We start from the raw sequence: 22,377 nt of genomic DNA, 5'->3' as shown, positions 1-22,377 counted from the left end.
GCTGCAATCAGCTCCTTAAAATAAGCAATTGTTATTATTAATTTTGACGTCTTAGCCTAGGAAAGCTTCTAGTTCTTCGCTACCACCGATGTGTTTACCACCGATAAATACTTGAGGAACTGTGCTGCGGCCAGAGATTGCACGTAGAGATACAGTTGTTGCATCTTTACCTAGGATAATCTCTTCATACTGTAGACCTTTGTCGATTAGATTCTGTTTTGCTTTTGCACAGAAAGGACAACCAGGTTTAGTAAATACAGCGATAGATTCTTGTAGTTTCTGCTCAGGAGCGATGTACTTCAGCATAGTGTCTGCATCAGATACTTTGAACGGGTCGCCTGGTTCTTCATTTTCGATGAACATTTTTTCGATTACGCCGTTCTTAACTAGCATGCTGTAACGCCATGAACGAGGACCAAAACCTAGGTCTTCTTTCTCAACTAGCATACCCATACCTTGAGTGAACTCACCATTACCATCTGGAACGAAAGTGATATTCTCTGCTTCTTGGTCTGCTTTCCAAGCATTCATTACGAATGTATCGTTTACTGATACACAAAGGATGTCATCTACGCCATTTTCAGCAAATACTGATGCTAACTCATTGTAACGAGGTAGGTGGCTAGAAGAACATGTTGGAGTAAATGCGCCAGGTAGGCTAAATACGATAACTGTTTTGTTAGCAAATAGGTCGTTAGTTGTTACGTCAACCCACTGGTCACCTTGACGAGTGTGGAAAGTAACTTGTGGTACTGCTTGACCTTCTTTAGATGCGAACATAATTAATTCCCCTCAGATTATTTAAATTCTTGATTCAAATGGAGTCTCTCATACTGTACTCCGTTTTGATGTGACCAGTATGTGATTTTTCACTTGATAGTTCCAATCGTTTACTGCTATGGTTTTGATAGTTAATTTCTATCAGAAGAAGTCATCACAATGAACATTCGCGATTTAGAATACCTTGTAGCCCTTGCTGAGCATAAGCACTTTCGTAAAGCCGCTGAAGCTTGTTATGTTAGCCAACCTACCTTAAGTGGACAGATTCGTAAGTTGGAAGATGAGTTGGGAGTTTCTTTATTAGAGCGAACCAGTCGTCGAGTTCTGTTCACCGATGCCGGACTTAGTTTGGTCGCCCAAGCGCAAAAAGTACTGCTTGAAGTAAAGATTTTGACTGAGCTTGCTAGTATGCAAGGGGAGTCAATGACAGGACCTCTTCATATTGGATTTATTCCAACTGTTGGCCCTTATTTATTGCCGCACATTATTCCAACCTTAAAAGAAGCCTTTCCTGATCTTGAGCTGTTTTTACATGAAGCTCAGACCCATCAACTGGTACAACAGCTGGAAGATGGCAAACTAGACTGTATTATTCTAGCTGCGGTCAAAGAGACAGAGCCGTTTATTGAGTTACCTTTGTATGATGAGCCGATGGTGATTGCTGTTCCTGAAACGCATCCATGGGCTGATAAAGATGAAGTAGATATGGCTCAGTTGCATGGTGAAAGCTTGCTGATGCTAGAAGATGGACACTGCTTACGTAACCATGCGATGGGATTTTGTTTAGCCGCAGGTGCGCATGATGATGGTCGTTTTAAGGCAACTAGCTTAGAGACACTACGTAATATGGTCGCTGCTGGTAGTGGTATTACGTTACTGCCTCAACTTGCGACACCGAAAGAGCATTGTCGTGATGGGGTTTGCTATATTAAAGCTAAACAACCAGTACCGACTCGTCTGATAACATTAGCTTATCGACCTGGTTCACCACTAAAAGCACGTTATGAAAAATTAGCCGATGTAATTCGAGAGCGAATGCCAGAGGTATTAGTTAAATAATCTGTGTTATATCTTCTGGTTTTAAGACAAAAAAAGAGCGCTAATTTAGCGCTCTTTGCTATTTAGGAAGCTGCAATAGCTTTGATATTAGAATAGCTCTTCAGCGGTATCAGTATCAAAACTGGTCTCTTTTTTCACTTGAATAACCGTATGTTTAGGTTCGGTACCTTCAATGAAATACTCATACATAGAGCTTGAGTTATTAGCATTTGATAATTGACCTGTTGAACGATCAATACGAACGCTAATAATACCATCTGGAATTTGCTTTTCTTGCTCTGGTGTACCTTGTAATGCCTGTTTCATAAAGGCAATCCAACCAGGTTGTGCTGCATTACCACCAAATTCGCCCCCCATGGTTTGACCTTTACCTAAGTTATTGTTCCAACTGGTGCGGCCTAAATTTCGACGATGATCATCAAAACCAACCCAAGTTGTTGCGACAATTCCAGGTCCAAAGCCTGAATACCATGCGTCTTTTGCATTGTTGGTAGTACCTGTTTTACCACCGATATCGTGGCGCTTTAGTACTTTAGCTCGCCAACCAGTACCATTCCAACCTTGCCCACCCCAGATGTTACTTGCCAACATTTCACGGACTAAGAAAGCATTCTGCTCCGTAATAACTTGCGGTGCGTATTTGACTGGGTGATCTGTGGTTGAGTCGGTTGTCACGTCGTGATCGCTATCACTTGCTTGAGTGATCTTTGCAACAACTTGTGGGTCATCAATATTAGGATCGACCGTAATTGGATGCAGATTCTTCTTCTGACAACTTTGATCGCAGGCAATGGCAGGATTTGCTTGGTAAATGACATGGTTATAAGCATCTTCCACATGGTCGATAAAGAAAGGCTTAACCAAGTAACCACCATTAGCAAACACGGCAAAACCTTGTGCCACTTCTAATGGAGTTAAACTACCAGCACCCAGCGCTAGAGGTTCGGCACGGGGTAAGTCTGAACGCTTAAAGCCAAAGCGAGTTAGATAATCAATTGTAAAATCAAGCCCTGCAATACGAAGAGCACGAATTGCCATAACGTTAATTGAACGAGCTAGACCAATACGAGCACGAGTTGGGCCACCGTAACGGTTGTTGGCATTCTTTGGACGCCAAACCGTGCCTTGCCACTTATCCCACTTCGTAATCGGAGCATCATTAATTAGCGTGCCTAGAGTCAGTCCTTTATCAATTGCCGCTGAATAAATAAATGGCTTGATACTTGAACCTACTTGGCGAATAGACTGGGTTGCACGGTTAAACTTGCTGTGAGCGTAGTTAAAGCCACCCACCATCGCAAGTACTGCACCATTTTCAGGTGAGATGGCAACAAATGCTGTATTTGCACTTGGGATCTGGCTTAGCATCCAGCTTGTGTGAGTCACTGCCGCTTTCGTATCGGTAGCCGCTGTTGTTGTGGTTTTTTCTTGGACCCAAATCTCTTGACCTGCGGTTAAGATAGCGCCAGCACTTTTCGGTGCAGAACCTTGACGAGTATCTGAAATGTATTTACGAGCCCAGTTCATGCCAGACCAATCAATCGTCGCTTGAATTCCACCTTTAACGACAACATCTGCAGACTTAGCGTGAACTTTAGTCACAACGGCTGGAATAAGCTTGCCATATTGTGGTTGTTTCGCCAGATAGTTGACCAGTTCATTGATGTTCCATGCCGCTTCACCTGATTTCCAGACCGTTGCAGTTGCACCGCGGTAACCGTGACGATGGTCGTAATTGATTAGGTTATCAATCGCAGCATTTTGCGCATCAAGTTGTAGCTTAGAACTTACTGTAGTAAAGACTTTTAGCCCAGAAGTATAAGCATCTTCACCATAACGGTTTACAGCCCAAGCACGAGCTCGTTCGGCAAAGTAAGGGGCGTATAACTCAATTTCAGCACCATGGTAACGAGCAATAATTGGCTCAGAACGTGCTTGGTCCATTTGTGCTTTGGTGATGTAGCCTTCATCAAGCATTCGACCCAATACCACATTACGACGTGTGGTTGCACGATCAAGAGAGTAAATCGGGTTCATGGTTGACGGTGCTTTTGGTAGACCTGCAATAACGGCCATTTCACTGAGCGTAAGTTGGTCGACTGTTTTCCCAAAATAGACTTGTGCCGCAGCACCCACACCGTAAGCACGGTAACCGAGGTAAATCTTATTTAAGTAAAGTTCAAGAATTTCATCTTTTGTTAGCAATTGCTCGATATGAACGGCAATAAAGACTTCCTTGATCTTACGCATTAGGGTTTTTTCGTTAGACAAAAAGAAGTTTCGAGCTAACTGCTGGGTAATCGTACTGGCACCTTGACGAGCAGAACCTGAGGTTAAAACCACAAAGGCTGCACGAGCAATACCAATGGGATCTACACCATGGTGTTCATAGAAACGACTGTCTTCGGTGGCAATGAAAGCATCAACCAGCAAAGGTGGCATCTCTTTAATTGACAACGGGATACGTCGTTTTTCACCAAATTGCGAAATCAACTTACCGTCTGAGCTGTAAACCATCATTGGGGTTTGGAGCTCAACATTCTTTAAGGTTGCAACATCTGGGAGTTCAGGTTTTACGTAAAGGTACAGACCAAAAATTGTACCGACTCCAAGAATTATGCAAATAAATGCAAATATTACTAATCGCTTTATGAACTTCACTTGAGTTTTCCCGTTACGCCATCGTTCAACTGGGCATTATCCATTATCTTTCACACATTAGTATAAAGATAACGAAAAGAAAATTAATGTCTTAACTGGCGTTTATTTGAACTAGTTTGCTTTTCCGTGATTGAGGGAGCATAGCACGGTATGTTTCGAAACCCATTAAGTGTTGGGATAGATATTGGTAGCCACAGCGTAAAAGCTGTTGTTGTGCAGCAAAAAAAAGAACAGTTAGAACTTGCAGCTTTTGCCGAAATCGTACTACCGACCCCAGCAGTAAACGAGCAGCATAGCGTAAATAGTACAGTGTTGTTGTCAGCTATGCGTAAATTAAAAAAGCACCTACCAAGAGCTGCAAAACATGTGGTTTTGGCATTACCAGATAGTGCAGTGATAAGTAAAATTATCCAACTGGATACATCGCTTAGTGAAGATGAAACTGAATTTGCTATTAGCCAAGCATTAGGGGCTTCATCACCATTCCCTCTTGATGAGTTATGGCTAGATTTTTATCCGCTTAACCATAGCGATCGCTTTCAAGACATGGGAAGTACCGTTCCATTTCAAATATTTGCTGCCCGTCGTGACACCATTTCTACTCGATTAGAGGTGGCAAAAAAAGCAGGATTTAAAACGCAGGTGATGGAATTGCAAACTAATGGCCTGTTATGGCTTGCTGAGCATTTAACGGAAATGTCGGGATTGCAAGAGCAGTGGGGCGTAATTGATATCGGTAAACGTCACACTGAATTTTGTGTGAAACCTGCAATGGGAGGGGCATATCGTCGTGAAATCGCTTTTGGTGCAAGACATGTAAAACACCTAGATCAACAAACATCGACATTGCTGCTGGCTGATGAAGAAGAGACTTTTACCCGTCAGCTTATTGAACATCTAAAACGGCAAATTCAACTCTATAACTCAACCCAACCTCGTTCGCCGTTACAAGGGGTATGGCTGTGTGGGGGTAACCAAGCCTTAGTGATTGAGCAGATGTTGCAAGATGCCCTCAAGATCCAGGTGGAATGGGTACAGCCATTTTCCTATTTGCCAGTGGGAAAGGATGTCGACCACCTACCTACGACCGTGATGACTAGTCAGTATGCGGTGGCAATGGGTCTAGCTCTGAGAGGGTTTGAAGCATGATTCAGAAGCTTAACCTCCTACCATGGCGAGAACAAAAACGTAAACAGCATCAACAACGATTCTACGCCATTCTGCTGGGCTCGGTCCTGTTGAGTTTAGGTGGCGTGTTTATGGCTGGAAGCTATCTAGAGCAACAACAGCAGATTCAACAACAGCGTAATGCCATCATTTCGCAAGAGATTCAAAAGTTAGAACAACGTTTGGCTCTGCTGCCCAAATTGGATAAGCAGCGTGCGGAATTAAATAAGCGTCTTGCGGTGATCACTGAAATTCAGACCGAGCGTAATCGAGTCACCAACTTATTTAGTGTATTACCAGAACTCGTACCGCATGGGGTGTATTTAAATGATCTGAGTTTGACAGCCGGTAATGTTTCAGTAACTGGGCATGGCGATTCAAATGGTCGTTTAGCGAATCTTTTATCCAATGCGGAACAGTCATTGTGGCTTAAAGATGTTTCTATGCACTCAATTTTAGCAACTAAAGGGGTAAATGCAGAAGATATCACTAAATTTAGTGCTTCGTTTTCCATGTTAAAGCCTCACGAACGTGCCTTAAAAATAGCGCAACACATAGAAGCAAATAAAAAGGCCGCCACTGCATCGCAGCATCAGGAGTTAAAGGAAGTTACGCAATGAAAGAGTGGCAGGATTTAGAGCTTGATGAAATGGCTGATTGGCCTTTGCTGCCTCAATGCTTGGTGGCATTACTGCTCACTGGGTTATTAATTGCCGTTGGGTATTGGTATTGGTTGACCCCTAAAAGTGAGCAGCTTGCTCAGATTAAACAGCAAGAGGTTGAGCTTAAAATGCGTTTGACTAACCGTGCGTCCCAAGTTGCTGCTCTGCCGATTATGAAAGAGCAGATTGAAGAACTTAATCGACGTTACGACAAAGTGATGAAGCAGCTACCGGTAGAGAAAGAACTCGCCACGCTACTGGCTGGGATAAATGATATTGGTGTGCGTAGTGGTTTGGAGTTTCAGTCGATTGAGTGGGCACCTATTCGGGAACAAGAGTGGTATTACGAATTGCCAATCAACATGCAGTTAACGGGCAGTTACAAACAGATGGGCCATTTTGCAGCATCCGTCGCTCGGCTGTCCCGAATCGTCAATCTTAAAGATATTGATCTAAAGATGATAGAGCAAAAGGGATTGCAAGAGACACTAGCCATGAAGGTTTCTGCGAGCACTTATCGCTTTAAAGCACCCAAAACGCAATGAGGTACATGATGAAGCAATCTATTGTTTGGGTACTGATGTTGGGGCTGATGGGCTGTCGAGCAAATGATGATTCGTTAACGCAATTTATCCAAGATGCGCATCAAACTGCGCGAGCAAAAGTGGAACCGCTTCCTCAAGTCGATGATTTTGTCGCTGATGATTTTGTGATGACGCGAGATCGCGTGCCGTTCTTACGTCCATTACCTGAGCATCAAGAAAGTGGTGATGGTGGCAATAAAGCGTGCTGGCAACCTAATTTAGCTCGGATTAAAACGCCACTAGAAACTTTCCCCTTAGAGCAGTTAGCCATGAAGGGTGTGTTAGGCGATGGGTCTCAGCTTTGGGCATTAATTTATACCCCAGAAGGCAAGTTAATGAAGGTCACCACAGATTCATATATGGGATTGAACCATGGTCGAATTGTTGAAGTGACTTCTCGTAAAGTCAGTGTAGAAGAAATTTTGCCAGATGGTACAGGATGCTGGATTAAGCGAACTGTGCCGTTAATGTTGGCGCAGCAGTAATGATGGAAGAGGCAAATTTACGCATGAAAAGGATGTTATCGGTCAGCTTGGGTTGGCAACGTTGTTGGGTAGTTATGTTGTGCTGTTGGCTTGGTCTCTCCCAAGCTGCCATTGCTGCTGGCATGAATCTTGTGAATAACCAAATCACTGACTTAGATTTTAAGCGTGATAACCGTGGACGAGGCGTGCTCACTGTTCAGTTAGCCAAACCTCAATCTCTGGTTGATATGCGCCGTTCAGGGAAGCAATTACACATCGATATCTTTGATACCGCGATTAAAGATGACATGTTGTATGTACTCGATGTGGTTGACTTTGCAACGGTTGTCCGTTCGATTGAAACATTTCGCACTGAGAAAGGCAGCAAGCTTATTCTCAATATGGCTGGCGTATTTGATTATGATTACCAATTAAAAGGCTCTCGTCTTGAAGTTGTTTTGAACGCCCAGAAAAAGAAAGCCAGCAGTACAGCCAAGGCTAAGCAAGGCAAAATTGATTATAAAGGTAAGCCCATCTCCATTAACTTCCAAGATGTTCCTGTGCGTAACGTATTGCAGTTAGTTGCCGAATATAATGATTTTAATCTCGTGGTTTCCGATACTGTGCAGGGTAATGTGACCTTACGTCTTGATGATGTGCCTTGGCCACAAGTGCTCGATATTATTTTGCAATCAAAAGGCTTGGATAAACGAGTTCAAGGTTCTGTGGTACTGATTGCGCCAAAATCTGAGTTGGCAACCAATGAGCGTCAAGAGATGGAAGCCAAACGTAAAGAAGATGAGTTAGCTTCGCTTCGTTCGGAGCTGATTCAAATTAATTACGCTAAAGCAGGAGATATTGCAGACCTTTTACTCGGAACGAAAGATGGAGTCAGTATGCTATCTCAACGCGGGTCTTTGCATGTTGATGAGCGTACTAATGCCATTATCATCAAAGATATCCCTGAGAGTATTGATAGCATTGAAGAGATTATCACGGCATTAGATATTCCCGTTAAACAGGTTCAGATAGAAGCTCGTATTGTTACTGTTGATGAAGGGGATATTGACGAGTTAGGGGTACGTTGGGGTGTCGTTAATCAAAACGGTAGTACAACCATTGGTGGCTCAATTGAAGGTAACTTGGCCAGTTCGGGCTTATTGGGTGATGACGCAACTGTTGATGATTTCTTAAATGTAAATTTAGGTGCAATTACTCCTGGGGCATCGAGTATTGCATTTCAGGTGGCAAAACTGGGCGATATTTTGCTCGATCTTGAATTATCCGCTCTACAGGCAGAATCAAAAGCAGAGATTATTTCTAGTCCTCGATTAGTGACTACCAATAAAAAAGCGGCCTACATCGAACAAGGTACTGAAATCCCTTATTTAGAAGCGGCGTCCAGTGGTGCGGTATCGGTAGACTTTAAAAAGGCCGTATTGAGTTTGATGGTCACACCACAAATTACCCCAGATGATAAATTGGTGCTCGATCTGCTGGTCACGCAAGATAAAGTAGGGGAAACAGTTGTGACCGGAACCGGAGAAGCGGTCGCTATTGATACTCAACGAATTGGCACGCAAGTTCTGGTCAATAACGGCGAGACTGTGGTCTTAGGTGGTATCTACCAGCATCAGGTGAATAATTCTGTCCGTAAAGTCCCTTTGTTGGGTGATATTCCAGGATTGGGCGTATTGTTCCGTCATAAGCTGCAAGAGATGGGCAAGCGTGAACTGTTGATTTTCGTCACACCAAAAATTATCACCCAGTAATCACGATTATTGTTTAATTAATAGCCGAATTATCGTGTTATGATAATTCGGCTATTTTGTTATTTGGTATGAGTCTGTCGCTATTGAACTGAAAATACGTGAACTTTCGCATGATTGATTAGCTGAAACATGGTGATAAGCTGCTGAAAGTTAGTCTCTGTGATAATTAAATGCGCTTTGCTCGGTGTTAACTATTGCCAAATGACGGCCAGTCCTGAGATAATTTTCTGTCTTATCACGAATTATATGTGAGGAACTCGGTGCCTCGAGCTTTTTGAACAAGCTTGCGGGGCAGTGTCGTTTTACTAACCGCGCGTAAATTGCTAAAAATGGCTGAAAAACGAAATATTTTCTTAGTCGGTCCTATGGGTGCCGGCAAAAGCACAATTGGTAGACATCTAGCTCAACAGCTACATATGGAATTCTTTGACTCAGACACTGAGATTGAAGAGCGTACTGGCGCTGATATTAGCTGGGTTTTTGACGTTGAAGGTGAAGAAGGCTTTCGTGTTCGCGAAGAAAAAGTCATTGACGATTTAACGCAAGAGCAAGGCATTGTTCTTGCGACAGGTGGTGGCTCGGTTATGAGCAAAGAAAACCGTAACCGTCTGTCTGCTCGAGGTGTTGTTGTTTATCTTGAAACGACCATCGAGAAGCAGTTAGCTCGTACTCAACGTGATAAAAAGCGTCCTCTTCTTCAAACAGATACGCCTCGTGAAGTACTAGAAGCTCTAGCTGAAGAACGTAACCCTCTGTACACAGAAGTGTCAGATTATGTGGTTCGTACTGATGATCAAAGCGCGAAAGTCGTAGCTAACCAGATCATCAAAATGCTAGAAGAGCGTTAATAGCCACCAGATTTAAAGAGAGACAGACCATGGAAAGGATCGACGTCAACTTAGGTGAGAGAAGCTATCCGATTTCAATTGGAGCGAAGTTGTTTGCAACTGCCGCTTTATTTGAATCTTCAATTACTGCAAAACAACGAGTTGTGGTGATCAGTAATGACACCGTGGCGCCTTTGTATGCAGAGCAGGTAATAGCGACGCTACGCCAAATAAGTTCTGATGTTGCTCTGCTGTCTCTCTCTGATGGTGAACAATACAAAACCCTTGATACGTTTAATCAGATCATGACATTCCTGTTACAAGGAAATTATGGTCGCGATGTCGTATTAGTTGCGTTAGGTGGCGGTGTGATCGGCGATATCGTCGGATTTGCTGCAGCTACCTACCAACGTGGGGTCGATTTTATACAGGTACCAACCACATTGTTGGCTCAAGTGGATTCTTCTGTTGGTGGTAAAACCGCTGTGAATCACCCTTTAGGCAAAAATATGATTGGTGCTTTTTATCAGCCAAAGGCAGTAGTGATCGATAATCATTGCTTACAAACCTTACCTGCTCGTGAATTTGCGGCAGGAATGGCTGAAGTGATCAAATATGGCATCATTGCCGATTACGATTTCTTTTGTTGGCTTGAAGAGAATTTAGCTGCATTACAAGCACTGGATAATCAAGCTTTATCTTATGCCATCGCCCGTTGTTGTCAGATCAAAGCGGATGTTGTGGCGGCAGATGAGAAAGAGTCAGGTGTTCGTGCATTGTTGAATTTAGGCCATACTTTTGGTCATGCAATTGAAGCTGAAATGGGCTACGGAAACTGGCTGCACGGTGAAGCGGTATCGGCAGGAACAGTTTTGGCAGCAAATACAGCTTTAGCACAAGGTATGTTAACTCAACAGGATGTTACTCGTATCATTCGACTACACGAGCGTGCTAACCTTCCGGTAAAAGCTCCGGAATCAATGACCTATGATAGTTTTATGCAGCATATGATGCGTGATAAGAAAGTGCTATCAGGTCAGTTACGTTTAGTGTTACCAACAGCCATTGGCTCGGCTGAAGTGGTGTCGGATGTACCTCACGATGTTTTGCGTCGTGTCATTGAAGCTTAGTGTGAACAGTCGTTATGATTGGTTACGATGCAACAACTCGGTTGGATCTGGATAGCCAGATCCAATTCCTATCTCGCTTACAGTTCGTTACTCAGTTTAGTTCTCATCTAATTCAAATTTCTGGTCCATTTGGTGCGGGGAAAACTGAATTACTTCATTATTATCTTGAACATTTCTCGCCAGAGCAGCATCAAGTATTATTGAGTGCTGAGCCTGATATGTCTCTTACCAGCGTTCGAACGCAATTACTGCAACAGTTGGTACCGACCAAGCCTTTTAATGAGCAAGATTCTTTGTTGCAAAGCGTCAGTCACATGTTAAGCCGTGATCGATTACGTTGCTTGCTGGTGGTTGATGATGCCCATCATCTTTCTATTCCTATTTTGGCAGAATTATGGGAACTGGTTTGTCATGCTAATCAACAGGCAGACTGGCAGCTCAATGTTCTATTATTTACAGAACCTGATGTGATTGCTCAGCCTCTTGCTAAAATGACCCATGGGCAGAGCGAAGTACCGTTAGAGCTTGAAATTGCCCCTTTGCCCGCTAATGAAGTTTCACAACTGATCGAACATTGCTATGAGCAGGACCTGCAAAAGCGGCGCGAGCTTAAGTTACGCTATCAGCACAGTTTCGCATTTCCCGGTCAACTCGACGATGATACTCAACCACCAGGGGAGGAGGTTAGTATGACAACATCACATAAATTATCGCCACAATCAGGGCTATTGATAGGGCTTTTGCTTGCGTTAGTGGTTGCACTATTGTGGTTATGGCCCGAATCAAAACCATCGGAAGATTTAGCCATCGATTCATCAGCAAGCCAAGTGGTAGAGGGAACAGAGCTAATAGGTTCTGGTGAGCCAACTGAGGATACGGCCGCTTTACCACCTGATGTGACTCAAGAAGGGTTAACGGTAGGTCGAACTGACAGTGATAAGCGTGTTGTGGTACCGGCTCAAGTTGTCGATGCCATGATGGGCGATCAGGCTCTTGGATTAGTAGGTGCACAAACCCAATTTAGTGATGCTGAGATTAATGCTTTAGATCCAGCTAACGTTCATCCATCTCCTGCAACTTCACCTAAGGCAACAACAACGCCGTTAAGTGAGTCAAAACCTGTATCTGAAAGTGTTAAGCCTAAGCCGGAACAACCGCCAGTAGAGAGTTTGGATAAACCACTCAAGCAGCTCGATGCACCTCAGCCTATATCTCATGATAATCAGCATAGTGATAAGCAGATCTTACAGCAGGTCAACTCTCGTCATTATGCATTGCAATTAGCCGCGGTACATTCATGGCAACAAGCGAAGCAATTCGCGGTTAAGTATGGAGTCACGGACTCGGCCCATATTTACCAAACTGAGCGTCAGGGAAAAGCATGGTTTATTGTCGTAACCGGAGATTACTCTTCGGCAACACAAGCAAAACGGGCAAAAAATCAGTTATCTCATGAGGTTCAAGCCCTAAAACCTTGGCCAAAATCTTATGCGCAAATTCAAAAAGAAATGAATCGAGTAAAATAAGACCATTGGGTGAGATATTTAGCGCAATAGGTATCAGAGGCGGGGGGAAATGAGGTACAATCCGCCACCTTTCATGACAAACGTGGTATTGGTGGTAGGTTAGCTGAATGAAAAAGCATCGTGCATTCCTAAAATGGGCTGGAGGTAAATATTCTCTGGTTGAGGATATCGAGCGTCATTTGCCACCTGCGCGCAAGTTGGTCGAGCCGTTTGTAGGGGCTGGCTCTGTGTTTTTAAATACAGATTTTGAGCACTACTTGTTGGCCGATATCAATCCTGACCTTATCAATTTATACAATATTCTCAAAGATCGTCCTGAACAGTTTATTGCAGATGCGAAGCGATTGTTTACGCCTGAATTTAACTGTAAGGAAGAGTATTTGCGTATTCGTTCTGAATTCAATAAAAGTCATGACCCATATCAACGCTCACTGTACTTCCTTTATATGAATCGTCACGGCTTTAATGGTTTGTGTCGATACAATAAAAAGGGCGGTTTTAATGTGCCATTTGGCTCTTATAAAAAACCGTATTTCCCTGAGCAAGAAATGTATTATTTCGCAGAAAAAGCCAAACGTGCCACATTTGTGTGTGAAGGTTATCAGCAGACTTTTTCTCGAGCTCGAAAAGGCAGTGTTATTTACTGCGATCCACCGTATGCTCCGTTATCAACAACGGCTAATTTTACCTCTTATGCGGGAAATGGCTTTAGTTTAGACGATCAAGCCGCATTGGCTGATGTGGCTGAACGTGCAGCGCGAGAACGAGATATTGCGGTTTTGATTTCAAACCACGATACAACATTAACTCGCCGTTTATATATCGGTGCCGAGTTGTCGGTTGTCAAAGTAAAACGCACCATCAGTCGCAATGGTAATGGACGCAATAAAGTCGATGAGTTGTTAGCACTATTTCGTCCAACAAACAGTGACACTACAATCTCTGACTGAGTACATAGCTTAAGGTGATCAGCAGGATAACCAATACTGCGATCATCACAATGGCGACTATAATTACTTGCCAAGGCGTTAACTGAGCAAAATCTTTGTGTTGGTTATGCCTTGATTGCACGCCAATGAGTGCGGCTGCCACACTGAGTATGGTTTGCTTGAGTGGTTTCCTCTTCTTCATCTTTCCCCCCATACCCACTTTCATCTTAGTGTAGTTGACCATCGCCTTTGTCAACCAGAGCAATCATTAAAACCATTAAGACAAGATATCCCCAATCAGGTAGAATGAGCGCCAAATTTCGTATCTTTGGTATAGAGGCTGAACATGAAGGACTTTTTGATCGCTCCATCGATTTTATCTGCAGATTTTGCGCGTTTAGGGGAAGACGTTGAAAAGGTGTTAGCATCAGGCGCTGATGTGGTTCACTTTGATGTCATGGATAACCACTATGTGCCGAATTTGACTTTTGGTGCCCCTATCTGTCAGGCTCTTCGCAATTATGGCATTGATGCACCTATCGATGTTCATCTAATGGTTAAGCCTGTTGATCGTATTATTCCTGACTTTGCTAAAGCGGGTGCGAGTATGATCACGTTTCATGTTGAAGCAACGGAACATCTAGATCGCACCTTACAGCTAATTAAAGAGCATGGCTGTAAAGCGGGTGTGGTTTTTAATCCTGCAACACCACTCCATCACTTAGACTACATCATGGATAAGATTGATATGATCTTATTGATGTCAGTAAACCCAGGTTTTGGTGGTCAGTCCTTTATTCCAGCAACACTGGATAAGTTACGTGAAGTGCGTCGCCGTATTGATGAGTCAGGTTATGATATTCGTCTTGAAATTGATGGTGGCGTGAAAGTTGATAATATTCGCGAAATTGCAGAAGCTGGTGCAGACATGTTTGTCGCAGGCTCTGCAATCTTTGGTCAACCCGACTACAAAGAAGTGATTGATCAAATGCGTGCGGAACTGGCTAAGGTTAAGCGTTAATGAAACAGCTTGAAGGCATTAAATTTATTGCTTTTGATTTAGACGGTACGCTGCTTGATAGCGTACCTGATTTGGCATTGGCAGCCGATCAAACCATGAAAGCATTGGGTCGTCCTAGTGTCTCTTTAGAACAAGTCACCACTTGGATTGGTAATGGCGCGGATATCTTAATTGGTCGCTGTTTATCGATGAATTCAGACATTGATCCGAATTTAGACCCAGAATTGCATCGTCAGGCTCGACAGCTGTTTGATCAGTTTTATCATGATGGCGGTCATAAGCTAACGAAGCTTTACCCTGATGTTGTGGCAACACTTGAGAAGTTACATCAAGCGGGTATGCCAATGGCCGTGGTTACCAATAAGCCGTCGCAGTTTGTCCCTGGCATTTTACAAGAATATGGCATTGCTCCATTTTTTGTTGATGTGATTGGTGGTGATACCTTTGAGTTGAAAAAGCCTGATCCTTTTGCGCTACATTGGTTGATGGAAAAACATCAACTTGCTGCCAACGAATTGCTGATGGTGGGTGATTCACGTAATGATATCTTGGCTGCTAAAGCGGCGACATCACCAAGCGTGGGCTTAACCTATGGTTATAACTATGGTGTGCCAATTAGCACCAGTGAGCCAACCATCGTACTGGATCACTTTAACCAACTCACTGATGTGCTTAGACTAGGTAACTAGTACATTTCGGTGTAAACTGAATTCCATTACAACGGTGCTGTCTAACAGTGCCGTTATTGTTTGAATAAATTTTACTTAAAGAACAGGATTATCCCTCATGAGTAAACCCATTGTACTAAGTGGCGTGCAGCCTTCTGGTGAATTAAGTATCGGTAACTACCTAGGTGCGCTGCGTCAGTGGGAACAGATGCAAGATGACTATGACTGTCAGTACTGTGTAGTAGATTTGCACGCAATTACTGTACGTCAAGATCCAAAAGCCTTGCACGAAGCGACACTGGATGCGTTAGCGATTTGTTTGGCGGTAGGTGTTGATCCTCAGAAAAGTACCCTGTTTGTTCAATCTCACGTACCTGAGCACGCTCAACTTGGCTGGTTGCTTAACTGTTATACCCAAATGGGTGAGTTGAGCCGTATGACGCAGTTTAAAGATAAATCAGCACGTCATGCCAATGATGTTAATGTGGGTCTGTTTGATTACCCTGTATTGATGGCAGCTGATATCTTATTGTATGGCGCACATCAAGTACCTGTAGGTAGCGATCAGAAGCAACACTTAGAGCTTGCTCGTGATATCGCAACTCGCTTTAACAACATCTACGGTAGCGAAGAGAGCCCAATTTTCCAAATCCCTGAACCGTATATTCCAACGGTAGGTGCTCGCGTGATGAGTCTACAAGATGCGACTAAGAAAATGTCGAAATCTGATGACAACCGTAAGAACGTGATCACCTTGCTAGAAGAGCCTAAATCTATCATCAAGAAGATCAATAAGGCGCAAACGGATGCAGAAACACCGCCTCGTATCGCTTTTGATATCGAAAACAAAGCGGGTATTTCTAACCTTATGGGTCTGTATTCGGCAGCAACAGGTAAGACTTTTGCTGAAATCGAAGCGCAATATGCTGGCGTTGAAATGTACGGCCCATTTAAGAAAGATGTTGGTGAAGCTCTGGTTGCTATGTTAGAACCAGTACAAGCTGAGTACCACCGTATTCGTAGCGATCGCGCTTATCTAGATAGCGTGATGAAGCAGGGCGCAGAAAAAGCATCTGCTCGTGCGGCAGAGGTATTGAAAAAAGCATATCAAGCAGTAGGTTTTGTGACTCGTCCCGAGTAATTTTACCCATTTGATTGCTGGTACATCTTACTGAAAAAGCTGCTCATTTACGGGCAGCTTTTTTATTGCAGCTCGTTATTATTGAGTGTCTAGTCAATACAGTCTGTTTTTGTTCTTTCTGAAGCAGAGTCAAAAAAATGCTTTTTAGTTATATAATCTAATGGCGTTTTGTTGCGTCTATCACATTAAGGTGATGCTGCTTTGCTTAATAATTGCTCTCCATTTTGACATTGTCCACAAATGTAAAGGATTGCAATATGAACAAGCTCTGTTATAGCCCAATCGCTTTGGCTCTAGCGGTTACTTCTCTCCCTTCTCTGGCAGATACATTTACCTGCCAAGACCAAGTATTAACGCCTATCTATCAATTGCAAGGTGATGGTGAACGTAGTCCATTAGTTCCTGAGGGTCAGTACCAAAGTAATGAAAGTTATTTTGTGCAAGGCGTGGTTACAAAGAAGGTAACAGGGCTTTATCAGGGCTTCTTTATCCAAGATGCGCAAGGTGATAACAACCCTCAAACCTCAGATGGGATCTTTGTTTATACTGGCTCAAAGTTAAACGTTGATGTGAAACCCGGTATGCAGGTCTGTTTGCTAGCCCCGGTTAAAGAGCATTACCAGCAGACTCAATTGGTAGCTCACCCAGATCAGATTGAATTGGGGGCGATGACACAACCTTTAGCGCCAACTCCAGTTGTTATCGAAACGGACGAAACATTAGCTCAGGCTATGGAGCGCTATGAAGGTATGTGGGTTAAGTTGACCAAACAAAGCCAGTTAACGGTAACACGAAACTTTGGTTTTGATTACAGCTCATATCGAAATAATATGGTGCTTTCTCATCAAGCGCCACTGCTCAAACCGACCCAAATCTATATTGCTGGGAGTGAGCAAGCTCAAGCACTGGCAAACGCCAACAGCAGCAATCAACTCTATATCGATACCGATCAAAAGCCCGCAAATGGCGTGATCCCATATTTTCCAGATTTCGATCCTGAGCAGGGTTATATTCGAGTCGGCGATGGTCTCATCAATCTGGAAGGGGTTATTGGCTTTAGTTACAATAACTATCGTCTTTTACCAACCAACAGCGTAACAAGTGCAGACTTTATTCATTATCAAGACCGTACCGTTGCACCTGAAATCGTCACCGACAGCAATCTTAAAGTGGCCAGTTTTAATGTCTTAAATTTCTTTACTAGTGCCAGTAGTATCGGCGGCGATCTCAATGTGACTTGCCAAGACCAGGCGGATGCAGATGCAAGTAAAGGGTGTAACCGCGGAGCAAAAACGGAAGCTGATTTTGTACTGCAACGCACCAAAATTGTAAATGCATTAACCGCAATGGATGCCGATATTGTCGGTATTATGGAGATGGAAAATAACGGGTTTGGTGATAACAGTGCTATCGCTAACTTAGTTGAACATCTCAACGCGCAATGGAGTGATACCTCGCAACACTACCGCTTTATTGAAATTGCCGCCAAAGATAAAAACCAAGGTCAATATTTCGGTTCCGATGCGATTATGGTGGCGATGTTGTATCGTCCAGCCAAGGTAACGCCAAAGGGCAATGCTGAAGTTATTCGGATGCCAGAGCAGCACATTGTTGGAACAAGCCCTGAGGGAGAAGAGAAGCAGTTAGATAAGTATCAGCGAGATAGTTTATTACAAAGCTTTACTGTAAATCATGCTAAACAGAAGCAAAAAACGTTAACTATAGTGGTAAACCATCTGAAGTCTAAAGGCTCAGGTTGTTATGAAGATTGGGTTAATGGCGAGTTTGATTCTGATCCTGCTGATCTACAAGGGCGTTGTAATGCATTTCGAGTCTCAGCCGCTCAAGTACTGGCTAATTCGCTAAAGAAAGTAAAAGGTGACTTGCTTGTGATTGGTGATATGAACTCTTATGGTATGGAAGATCCTATCCGAGTTCTTACCAATTATAAGCCAAATCAAGCACAGCGTAAGATCATGACCGCCTCAGGTACCTCAATTGCGGGTGTTCCGTATCAAGCTGTCGGACAAGAAGTAGGTAAGGGGTTAGGGCTGAAAAACTTGGCGACCCAATGGCATGGTAAAGACAGTTACTCTTATAGCTTTGGTGGCGAGCTAGGGAGTTTAGATCACGCTTTAGCCAATAAATCACTGGCCAAAAAAGTGGTGGGTATTGAAGATTGGCACATTAACTCAGTAGAAAATGCTTTGTTTGAGTATTCTCGCAAATACAGTGGTGAATTGGCTAAATCAGAAGGCCCATACTCAGCGTCTGACCACGATCCCGTTATTATCAGTCTGCGTTATAAAATGAAACAACCCGGCTTTAATCTCACTATTCACAATCGCAGCGAGCAGCCGATTTATCCGGTATTTGACCGCTGGTATTGGGATAGCACTAAGCCATGGTTATTCGGAGGAGACTCGCGTCACTATGACGAACAAGACAGTTTCTTAACATGGATGGGGATCTCAACGGGTGATAAGGTGCGCTTAAGTGTGCTGGCATACGGTGTGTATGAAGTCCCATGCGGTTATAGTCCATTAAAACTGACTGGTAAGTTAACCGCAGTGTATAACGGCGATCATTGCCGAATTAAATAGATAAAAAAGACAGTAAAAACATGAGGCAAGTTCAATTGGGCTTGCCTTTCTTATTTGCAAAGGCACAATAAGTCGACTTTGTTGTAAGAGCCTATAACCATGCTACTGATTATCGATAACTACGATTCGTTTACTTATAATTTGTACCAATACTTTTGCCAATTGGGTGCAGAAGTCAAAGTGGTAAGAAACGATGAGATCGATATAGCGGGTATTGAAGCCTTAAATCCCACTCATTTGGTGATCTCTCCCGGCCCTTGTACTCCTAATGAGGCTGGAATATCATTGGCTGCTATCCAACATTTTGCCGGAAAGTTACCGATACTCGGTGTGTGTTTAGGTCATCAAGCGATGGCACAAGCATTTGGTGCTACGATTGTTCGGGCTAAACAGGCGATGCATGGTAAAACCTCACCTATAACTCATACCGACCAAAGTGTGTTTCATGGCTTAAATAACCCTCTAACCGTCACCCGTTATCACTCGTTAGTGGTGCAAGCCGATACGCTTCCAAGTGAGTTTATGGTAACAGCATGGACCACTACCTCAGATGGTAAGCGGGATGAAATTATGGGGATTTGCCACAAAGAGCTGGCTTTAGAAGGGGTTCAATTTCACCCGGAAAGTATTTTGACACAACAAGGCCATCAACTGCTCGCCAATTTTCTTCGTCGTAAGGCGTAACAACAATACTGAGTGATACTGCTTTCACTCATCTAGGGTAGAGACTGAGAAAATAAGGGGCTCAGTCTTTTTGAGCTCGGATCAACATCACATTTGCTGCATTTTCCTTTCTGCATAACCTCTCATCTTTCTATGCAAACCCATCAATAATATCTGCCTATTTATTTGATTTAGTATAAATTTGAATAAAAATACTTCATTGTTTCACTGTTTTGATGCATAACTAAGCATAACGTTTGCGATTAAAGAAACGTTATTGAGATAAAAAGAATATTCTGCGCTTGGAAATGGTTAAAAAAATGTAAATACTAAGGTTAACCCCTTAATCACAAAAGGAAGGTGTGATGATGGCTGAAAACAAAGTACAACGTAATGTGTTCGACCAGGTGATGGTGCCTTGTTACTCACCGATGGCGATGATCCCTGTTCGTGGTGAAGGTTCCCGAGTATGGGATCAAGACGATAAAGAATATATTGATTTTGCCGGTGGTATTGCCGTGAGTTGTCTTGGTCACTGTCATCCTTCTTTAGTTCAGGCTCTGACCGAACAAGCGCAAAAACTGTGGCATTTAAGTAATGTGATGACAAATGAGCCCGCTTTAGAGTTGGCTCAATTATTGGTTGCTAACACGTTTGCCGATAAAGTGTTTTTTGCTAACTCTGGAGCGGAGGCGAATGAAGCTGCGCTCAAATTAGCAAGACGCTATGCTGTGGATCATTTTAATACTGATAAAGACCAAATCATCGCATTTAAACAGGGGTTTCATGGTCGAACCTTCTTCACTGTGACCGTCGGTGGGCAGAGCAGTTACTCCGATGGCTTTGGCCCCAAACCGCAAGCGGTAATCCATCTTCCTTATAATAATCTAGATGCTCTATCGCAAGTTATCTCCGATAAAACCTGTGCCGTTATGATGGAACCTCTACAAGGCGAAGGTGGGATCATTTCACCAGATGCTGAATTTATTCAAGGTGTACGTGAGCTGTGTGATAAACACCAAGCCTTACTTATCTTTGATGAAGTGCAAACGGGTAACGGTCGTACTGGTTCTTTATATGCTTATCAACAACTGGGGGTTACGCCAGATATTTTGGCCACTGCAAAATCATTAGGAGGTGGTTTTCCTATCGGTGCGATGTTAACAACCGAAGCTATCGCCCAGTCAATGAAGGTTGGCACTCACGGTTCGACATATGGTGGTAATCCTCTAGCTTGTGCCGTTGCTAAAGCTGCGATCAGTGAAATTATTAAACCTGAATTGTTAGCTGGCGTGAAAGAGCGTGAGTCATGGTTTAAAAAGGGGCTCGCAGATATCAATCAACGTTATCCTATCTTTCAAGATATTCGAGGACATGGCTTACTGCTTGGCGCTGAATTAGTCCCTGAATGGCATGGCCGAGCTCGAGATATCTTATTGGCAGCCGGTGAGCAAGGGCTACTGGTTTTAGTGGCAGGTCCTAATGTGGTGCGCTTTACTCCCTCTTTAGTGATCAGCAAATTAGAGGTTGAACAAGGATTGGCTCGACTCGAACAAGCCATTGCTCAGCTTTATCAAAATCACTAGCTTAGCCATAATTTGAACGGCTCATATAAGCATGGTTGGCATTGACCATGCTTTGCTAAAGAGCGTCATCTCTGCATACATCAATGAGCATAGGAGGGAATATTATGCTGGTTGTTCGTCCTATATCGGTTCAAGATTTTGAGGCACTAAAATTATGTGCACAAGAGTCTGGTCATGGGTTTACTTCTCTACCTGTTAATGATGAGCTGTTGCAACGTCGAATTGATAATTCAGTACGCAGTTTCAATAAGAGAGTCACCCAACCTTGTAGTGAAGGTTATTTGATGGTGGCAGAAGACAGTGAAACGGGAGAAATCGCTGGGACAACAGGGATTGAGGCGGCCATTGGTTTAGACGTTCCGTTCTATTCTTATCACATCAGCAAAGTGGTGCATTCATCGCGTAAACTCAATGTGCACAATGTGGTGAAAGTACTGACTTTTGGTAATAACTACACAGGAAACAGCGAGCTTTGTACGCTCTTTTTGCGTAATGAGTGGCGCCAAGGTTTGAATGGTCGGCTGTTATCAAAAGCGCGTTTTATGTTGATGGCAGAATATCCTGAACGGTTTTCTGAGGTGGTATTTGCTGAGATGCGAGGTGTTTCTGATGAGCATGGGAACTCACCATTTTGGCACTGGCTTAAAGAACACTTTTTTTCAATAGATTTTACTCAAGCTGATTATTTAACGGGGATTGGTAAGAAAGGGTTTATTGCCGATCTGATGCCCAAACTGCCTATTTATGTCAATTTACTTAGCCCTGAGGCCCAAGCGGTGATAGGCCAAGTTCATCCTCAAACGCTTCCAGCCTTAAAACTTTTAGAACAAGAGGGGTTTTGTAATCGAGGTTATGTCGATATTTTTGATGCAGGACCTACCGTTGAATGTGATGTTCGTAATATTGAATCGGTACGTCACTCGCAACGGGCAAAAGTGAAAATTGGTGAGCCTAGTTTGCGCCGCCAGTATCTTATCAGTAATACCTCATGTAAAGATTTCCGAGCCGTTGCCGCACCTCTATCATTTGATGAGGAAAACCAAACCGTGGTGTTATCTCAGCAAGTTGCTGACGCTTTGCGGGTTACGACAGGAAACAGTATTCGCTTTGTTGCGCTAACTTAAGGAGGCGACA

Annotated in this window: 20 protein-coding genes; 17 read left to right on the top strand and 3 right to left on the bottom strand. The window is 43.3% G+C overall.

The annotated features are described in order from the left end of the window. Positions 1-51: 51 nt before the first annotated feature. A complete protein-coding gene (locus WAX86_RS14045; RefSeq protein ID WP_065172425.1) occupies positions 52-780 on the bottom strand; it encodes a glutathione peroxidase in 729 nt (242 codons plus the stop codon). A gap of 159 nt (positions 781-939) precedes the next feature. Here WAX86_RS14045 and oxyR point away from each other — a divergent pair, with 159 nt between their 5' ends. Next, entirely contained in the window at positions 940-1,839 is a 900-nt protein-coding gene (oxyR, locus tag WAX86_RS14040; protein WP_065172424.1) for a DNA-binding transcriptional regulator OxyR, read from the top strand. An 87-nt stretch (positions 1,840-1,926) separates the two neighbouring features. On the opposite strand, the gene WAX86_RS14035 is transcribed toward oxyR, so the two are convergent. Next, positions 1,927-4,500 carry a penicillin-binding protein 1A gene (locus WAX86_RS14035; protein WP_068969668.1) on the bottom strand — a complete coding sequence of 858 codons (2,574 nt, stop codon included), beginning with the start codon at positions 4,498-4,500 and terminating at the stop codon, positions 1,927-1,929. 150 nt (positions 4,501-4,650) lie between these two features. Between WAX86_RS14035 and pilM the strand changes: the two genes are divergently transcribed. The 9 genes from pilM to dam all read left to right on the top strand — a co-directional run bounded on the left by pilM (position 4,651) and on the right by dam (position 13,582). Next, positions 4,651-5,649, top strand: a complete 999-nt coding sequence (pilM, locus tag WAX86_RS14030; RefSeq protein WP_044174102.1) for a type IV pilus biogenesis protein PilM — start codon at positions 4,651-4,653, stop codon at positions 5,647-5,649. Next, positions 5,646-6,287, top strand: a complete 642-nt coding sequence (locus WAX86_RS14025; RefSeq protein ID WP_237035002.1) for a PilN domain-containing protein — start codon at positions 5,646-5,648, stop codon at positions 6,285-6,287. The genes pilM and WAX86_RS14025 overlap by 4 nt, the downstream gene beginning before the upstream one ends. Continuing rightward, complete coding sequence (locus WAX86_RS14020) at positions 6,284-6,874, top strand: type 4a pilus biogenesis protein PilO (RefSeq protein ID WP_068945317.1); 591 nt, start codon at positions 6,284-6,286, stop codon at positions 6,872-6,874. Before WAX86_RS14025 ends, WAX86_RS14020 begins: the two co-directional genes overlap by 4 nt. A gap of 5 nt (positions 6,875-6,879) precedes the next feature. Continuing rightward, positions 6,880-7,398, top strand: coding sequence for a pilus assembly protein PilP (locus WAX86_RS14015; protein ID WP_232092150.1), 519 nt, complete (start codon positions 6,880-6,882; stop codon positions 7,396-7,398). Between the two features lie 23 nt (positions 7,399-7,421). Further along, on the top strand, positions 7,422-9,149 hold the full coding sequence (locus WAX86_RS14010; RefSeq protein ID WP_376788105.1) for a type IV pilus secretin PilQ: 1,728 nt from the start codon (positions 7,422-7,424) through the stop codon (positions 9,147-9,149). 329 nt (positions 9,150-9,478) lie between these two features. After that, positions 9,479-9,997, top strand: coding sequence for a shikimate kinase AroK (aroK, locus tag WAX86_RS14005; RefSeq protein WP_036765246.1), 519 nt, complete (start codon positions 9,479-9,481; stop codon positions 9,995-9,997). A gap of 29 nt (positions 9,998-10,026) precedes the next feature. After that, complete coding sequence (aroB, locus tag WAX86_RS14000) at positions 10,027-11,106, top strand: 3-dehydroquinate synthase (RefSeq protein ID WP_044174096.1); 1,080 nt, start codon at positions 10,027-10,029, stop codon at positions 11,104-11,106. Between the two features lie 14 nt (positions 11,107-11,120). Further along, positions 11,121-12,632, top strand: a complete 1,512-nt coding sequence (locus WAX86_RS13995) for an AAA family ATPase (RefSeq protein ID WP_341488928.1) — start codon at positions 11,121-11,123, stop codon at positions 12,630-12,632. Between the two features lie 107 nt (positions 12,633-12,739). Continuing rightward, positions 12,740-13,582 carry an adenine-specific DNA-methyltransferase gene (dam, locus tag WAX86_RS13990; RefSeq protein WP_005302664.1) on the top strand — a complete coding sequence of 281 codons (843 nt, stop codon included), beginning with the start codon at positions 12,740-12,742 and terminating at the stop codon, positions 13,580-13,582. Here the strand turns inward: dam and WAX86_RS13985 are convergent. Next, positions 13,566-13,763 carry a DUF2970 domain-containing protein gene (locus WAX86_RS13985; RefSeq protein ID WP_341488927.1) on the bottom strand — a complete coding sequence of 66 codons (198 nt, stop codon included), beginning with the start codon at positions 13,761-13,763 and terminating at the stop codon, positions 13,566-13,568. The two genes, dam and WAX86_RS13985, sit on opposite strands and share 17 nt — an antisense overlap. A 144-nt stretch (positions 13,764-13,907) precedes the next feature. On the opposite strand from WAX86_RS13985, the gene rpe reads away from it, so the two are divergent. From rpe to astA, 7 genes are all read left to right on the top strand, one after another. Continuing rightward, the gene (rpe, locus tag WAX86_RS13980; protein ID WP_005302667.1) at positions 13,908-14,582 is read left to right on the top strand and encodes a ribulose-phosphate 3-epimerase; all 675 of its coding nucleotides are present in this window, start codon (positions 13,908-13,910) and stop codon (positions 14,580-14,582) included. Further along, complete coding sequence (locus WAX86_RS13975; protein WP_068945315.1) at positions 14,582-15,271, top strand: phosphoglycolate phosphatase; 690 nt, start codon at positions 14,582-14,584, stop codon at positions 15,269-15,271. Before rpe ends, WAX86_RS13975 begins: the two co-directional genes overlap by 1 nt. Before the next feature lie 97 nt (positions 15,272-15,368). Continuing rightward, the gene (trpS, locus tag WAX86_RS13970) at positions 15,369-16,391 is read left to right on the top strand and encodes a tryptophan--tRNA ligase (RefSeq protein ID WP_005302669.1); all 1,023 of its coding nucleotides are present in this window, start codon (positions 15,369-15,371) and stop codon (positions 16,389-16,391) included. A 257-nt stretch (positions 16,392-16,648) separates the two neighbouring features. After that, positions 16,649-18,994: an ExeM/NucH family extracellular endonuclease gene (locus WAX86_RS13965; protein ID WP_341488926.1), complete on the top strand. Its 2,346-nt coding sequence runs from the start codon at positions 16,649-16,651 to the stop codon at positions 18,992-18,994. A gap of 99 nt (positions 18,995-19,093) precedes the next feature. Beyond that, positions 19,094-19,678, top strand: a complete 585-nt coding sequence (locus WAX86_RS13960) for an aminodeoxychorismate/anthranilate synthase component II (RefSeq protein ID WP_188007654.1) — start codon at positions 19,094-19,096, stop codon at positions 19,676-19,678. 344 nt (positions 19,679-20,022) lie between these two features. Next, on the top strand, positions 20,023-21,243 hold the full coding sequence (locus WAX86_RS13955; RefSeq protein WP_341488925.1) for an aspartate aminotransferase family protein: 1,221 nt from the start codon (positions 20,023-20,025) through the stop codon (positions 21,241-21,243). 104 nt (positions 21,244-21,347) lie between these two features. Continuing rightward, positions 21,348-22,367: an arginine N-succinyltransferase gene (gene astA / locus WAX86_RS13950; protein ID WP_341488924.1), complete on the top strand. Its 1,020-nt coding sequence runs from the start codon at positions 21,348-21,350 to the stop codon at positions 22,365-22,367. The last annotated feature ends 10 nt before the right edge of the window (positions 22,368-22,377 follow it).

The organism is Photobacterium damselae subsp. damselae (assembly GCF_038086725.1).
Classification (GTDB): Bacteria; Pseudomonadota; Gammaproteobacteria; order Enterobacterales; family Vibrionaceae; genus Photobacterium; species Photobacterium damselae.
This window is presented reverse-complemented; position numbering and strand designations above follow the sequence as displayed.

Excerpts from the sequence above, each read along its gene's own strand:
- WAX86_RS14045 (WP_065172425.1), bottom strand. The coding sequence starts at position 780 with ATGTTCGCATCTAAAGAAGGTCAAGCAGTACCACAAGTTACTTTCCAC.
- oxyR (WP_065172424.1), top strand. The coding sequence starts at position 940 with ATGAACATTCGCGATTTAGAATACCTTGTAGCCCTTGCTGAGCATAAG.
- pilM (WP_044174102.1), top strand. The coding sequence starts at position 4,651 with ATGTTTCGAAACCCATTAAGTGTTGGGATAGATATTGGTAGCCACAGC.
- WAX86_RS14025 (WP_237035002.1), top strand. The coding sequence starts at position 5,646 with ATGATTCAGAAGCTTAACCTCCTACCATGGCGAGAACAAAAACGTAAA.
- WAX86_RS14020 (WP_068945317.1), top strand. The coding sequence starts at position 6,284 with ATGAAAGAGTGGCAGGATTTAGAGCTTGATGAAATGGCTGATTGGCCT.
- WAX86_RS14015 (WP_232092150.1), top strand. The coding sequence starts at position 6,880 with ATGATGAAGCAATCTATTGTTTGGGTACTGATGTTGGGGCTGATGGGC.
- WAX86_RS14010 (WP_376788105.1), top strand. The coding sequence starts at position 7,422 with ATGAAAAGGATGTTATCGGTCAGCTTGGGTTGGCAACGTTGTTGGGTA.
- aroK (WP_036765246.1), top strand. The coding sequence starts at position 9,479 with ATGGCTGAAAAACGAAATATTTTCTTAGTCGGTCCTATGGGTGCCGGC.
- aroB (WP_044174096.1), top strand. The coding sequence starts at position 10,027 with ATGGAAAGGATCGACGTCAACTTAGGTGAGAGAAGCTATCCGATTTCA.
- WAX86_RS13995 (WP_341488928.1), top strand. The coding sequence starts at position 11,121 with ATGATTGGTTACGATGCAACAACTCGGTTGGATCTGGATAGCCAGATC.
- dam (WP_005302664.1), top strand. The coding sequence starts at position 12,740 with ATGAAAAAGCATCGTGCATTCCTAAAATGGGCTGGAGGTAAATATTCT.
- WAX86_RS13985 (WP_341488927.1), bottom strand. The coding sequence starts at position 13,763 with ATGAAGAAGAGGAAACCACTCAAGCAAACCATACTCAGTGTGGCAGCC.
- rpe (WP_005302667.1), top strand. The coding sequence starts at position 13,908 with ATGAAGGACTTTTTGATCGCTCCATCGATTTTATCTGCAGATTTTGCG.
- WAX86_RS13975 (WP_068945315.1), top strand. The coding sequence starts at position 14,582 with ATGAAACAGCTTGAAGGCATTAAATTTATTGCTTTTGATTTAGACGGT.
- trpS (WP_005302669.1), top strand. The coding sequence starts at position 15,369 with ATGAGTAAACCCATTGTACTAAGTGGCGTGCAGCCTTCTGGTGAATTA.
- WAX86_RS13965 (WP_341488926.1), top strand. The coding sequence starts at position 16,649 with ATGAACAAGCTCTGTTATAGCCCAATCGCTTTGGCTCTAGCGGTTACT.
- WAX86_RS13960 (WP_188007654.1), top strand. The coding sequence starts at position 19,094 with ATGCTACTGATTATCGATAACTACGATTCGTTTACTTATAATTTGTAC.
- WAX86_RS13955 (WP_341488925.1), top strand. The coding sequence starts at position 20,023 with ATGATGGCTGAAAACAAAGTACAACGTAATGTGTTCGACCAGGTGATG.
- astA (WP_341488924.1), top strand. The coding sequence starts at position 21,348 with ATGCTGGTTGTTCGTCCTATATCGGTTCAAGATTTTGAGGCACTAAAA.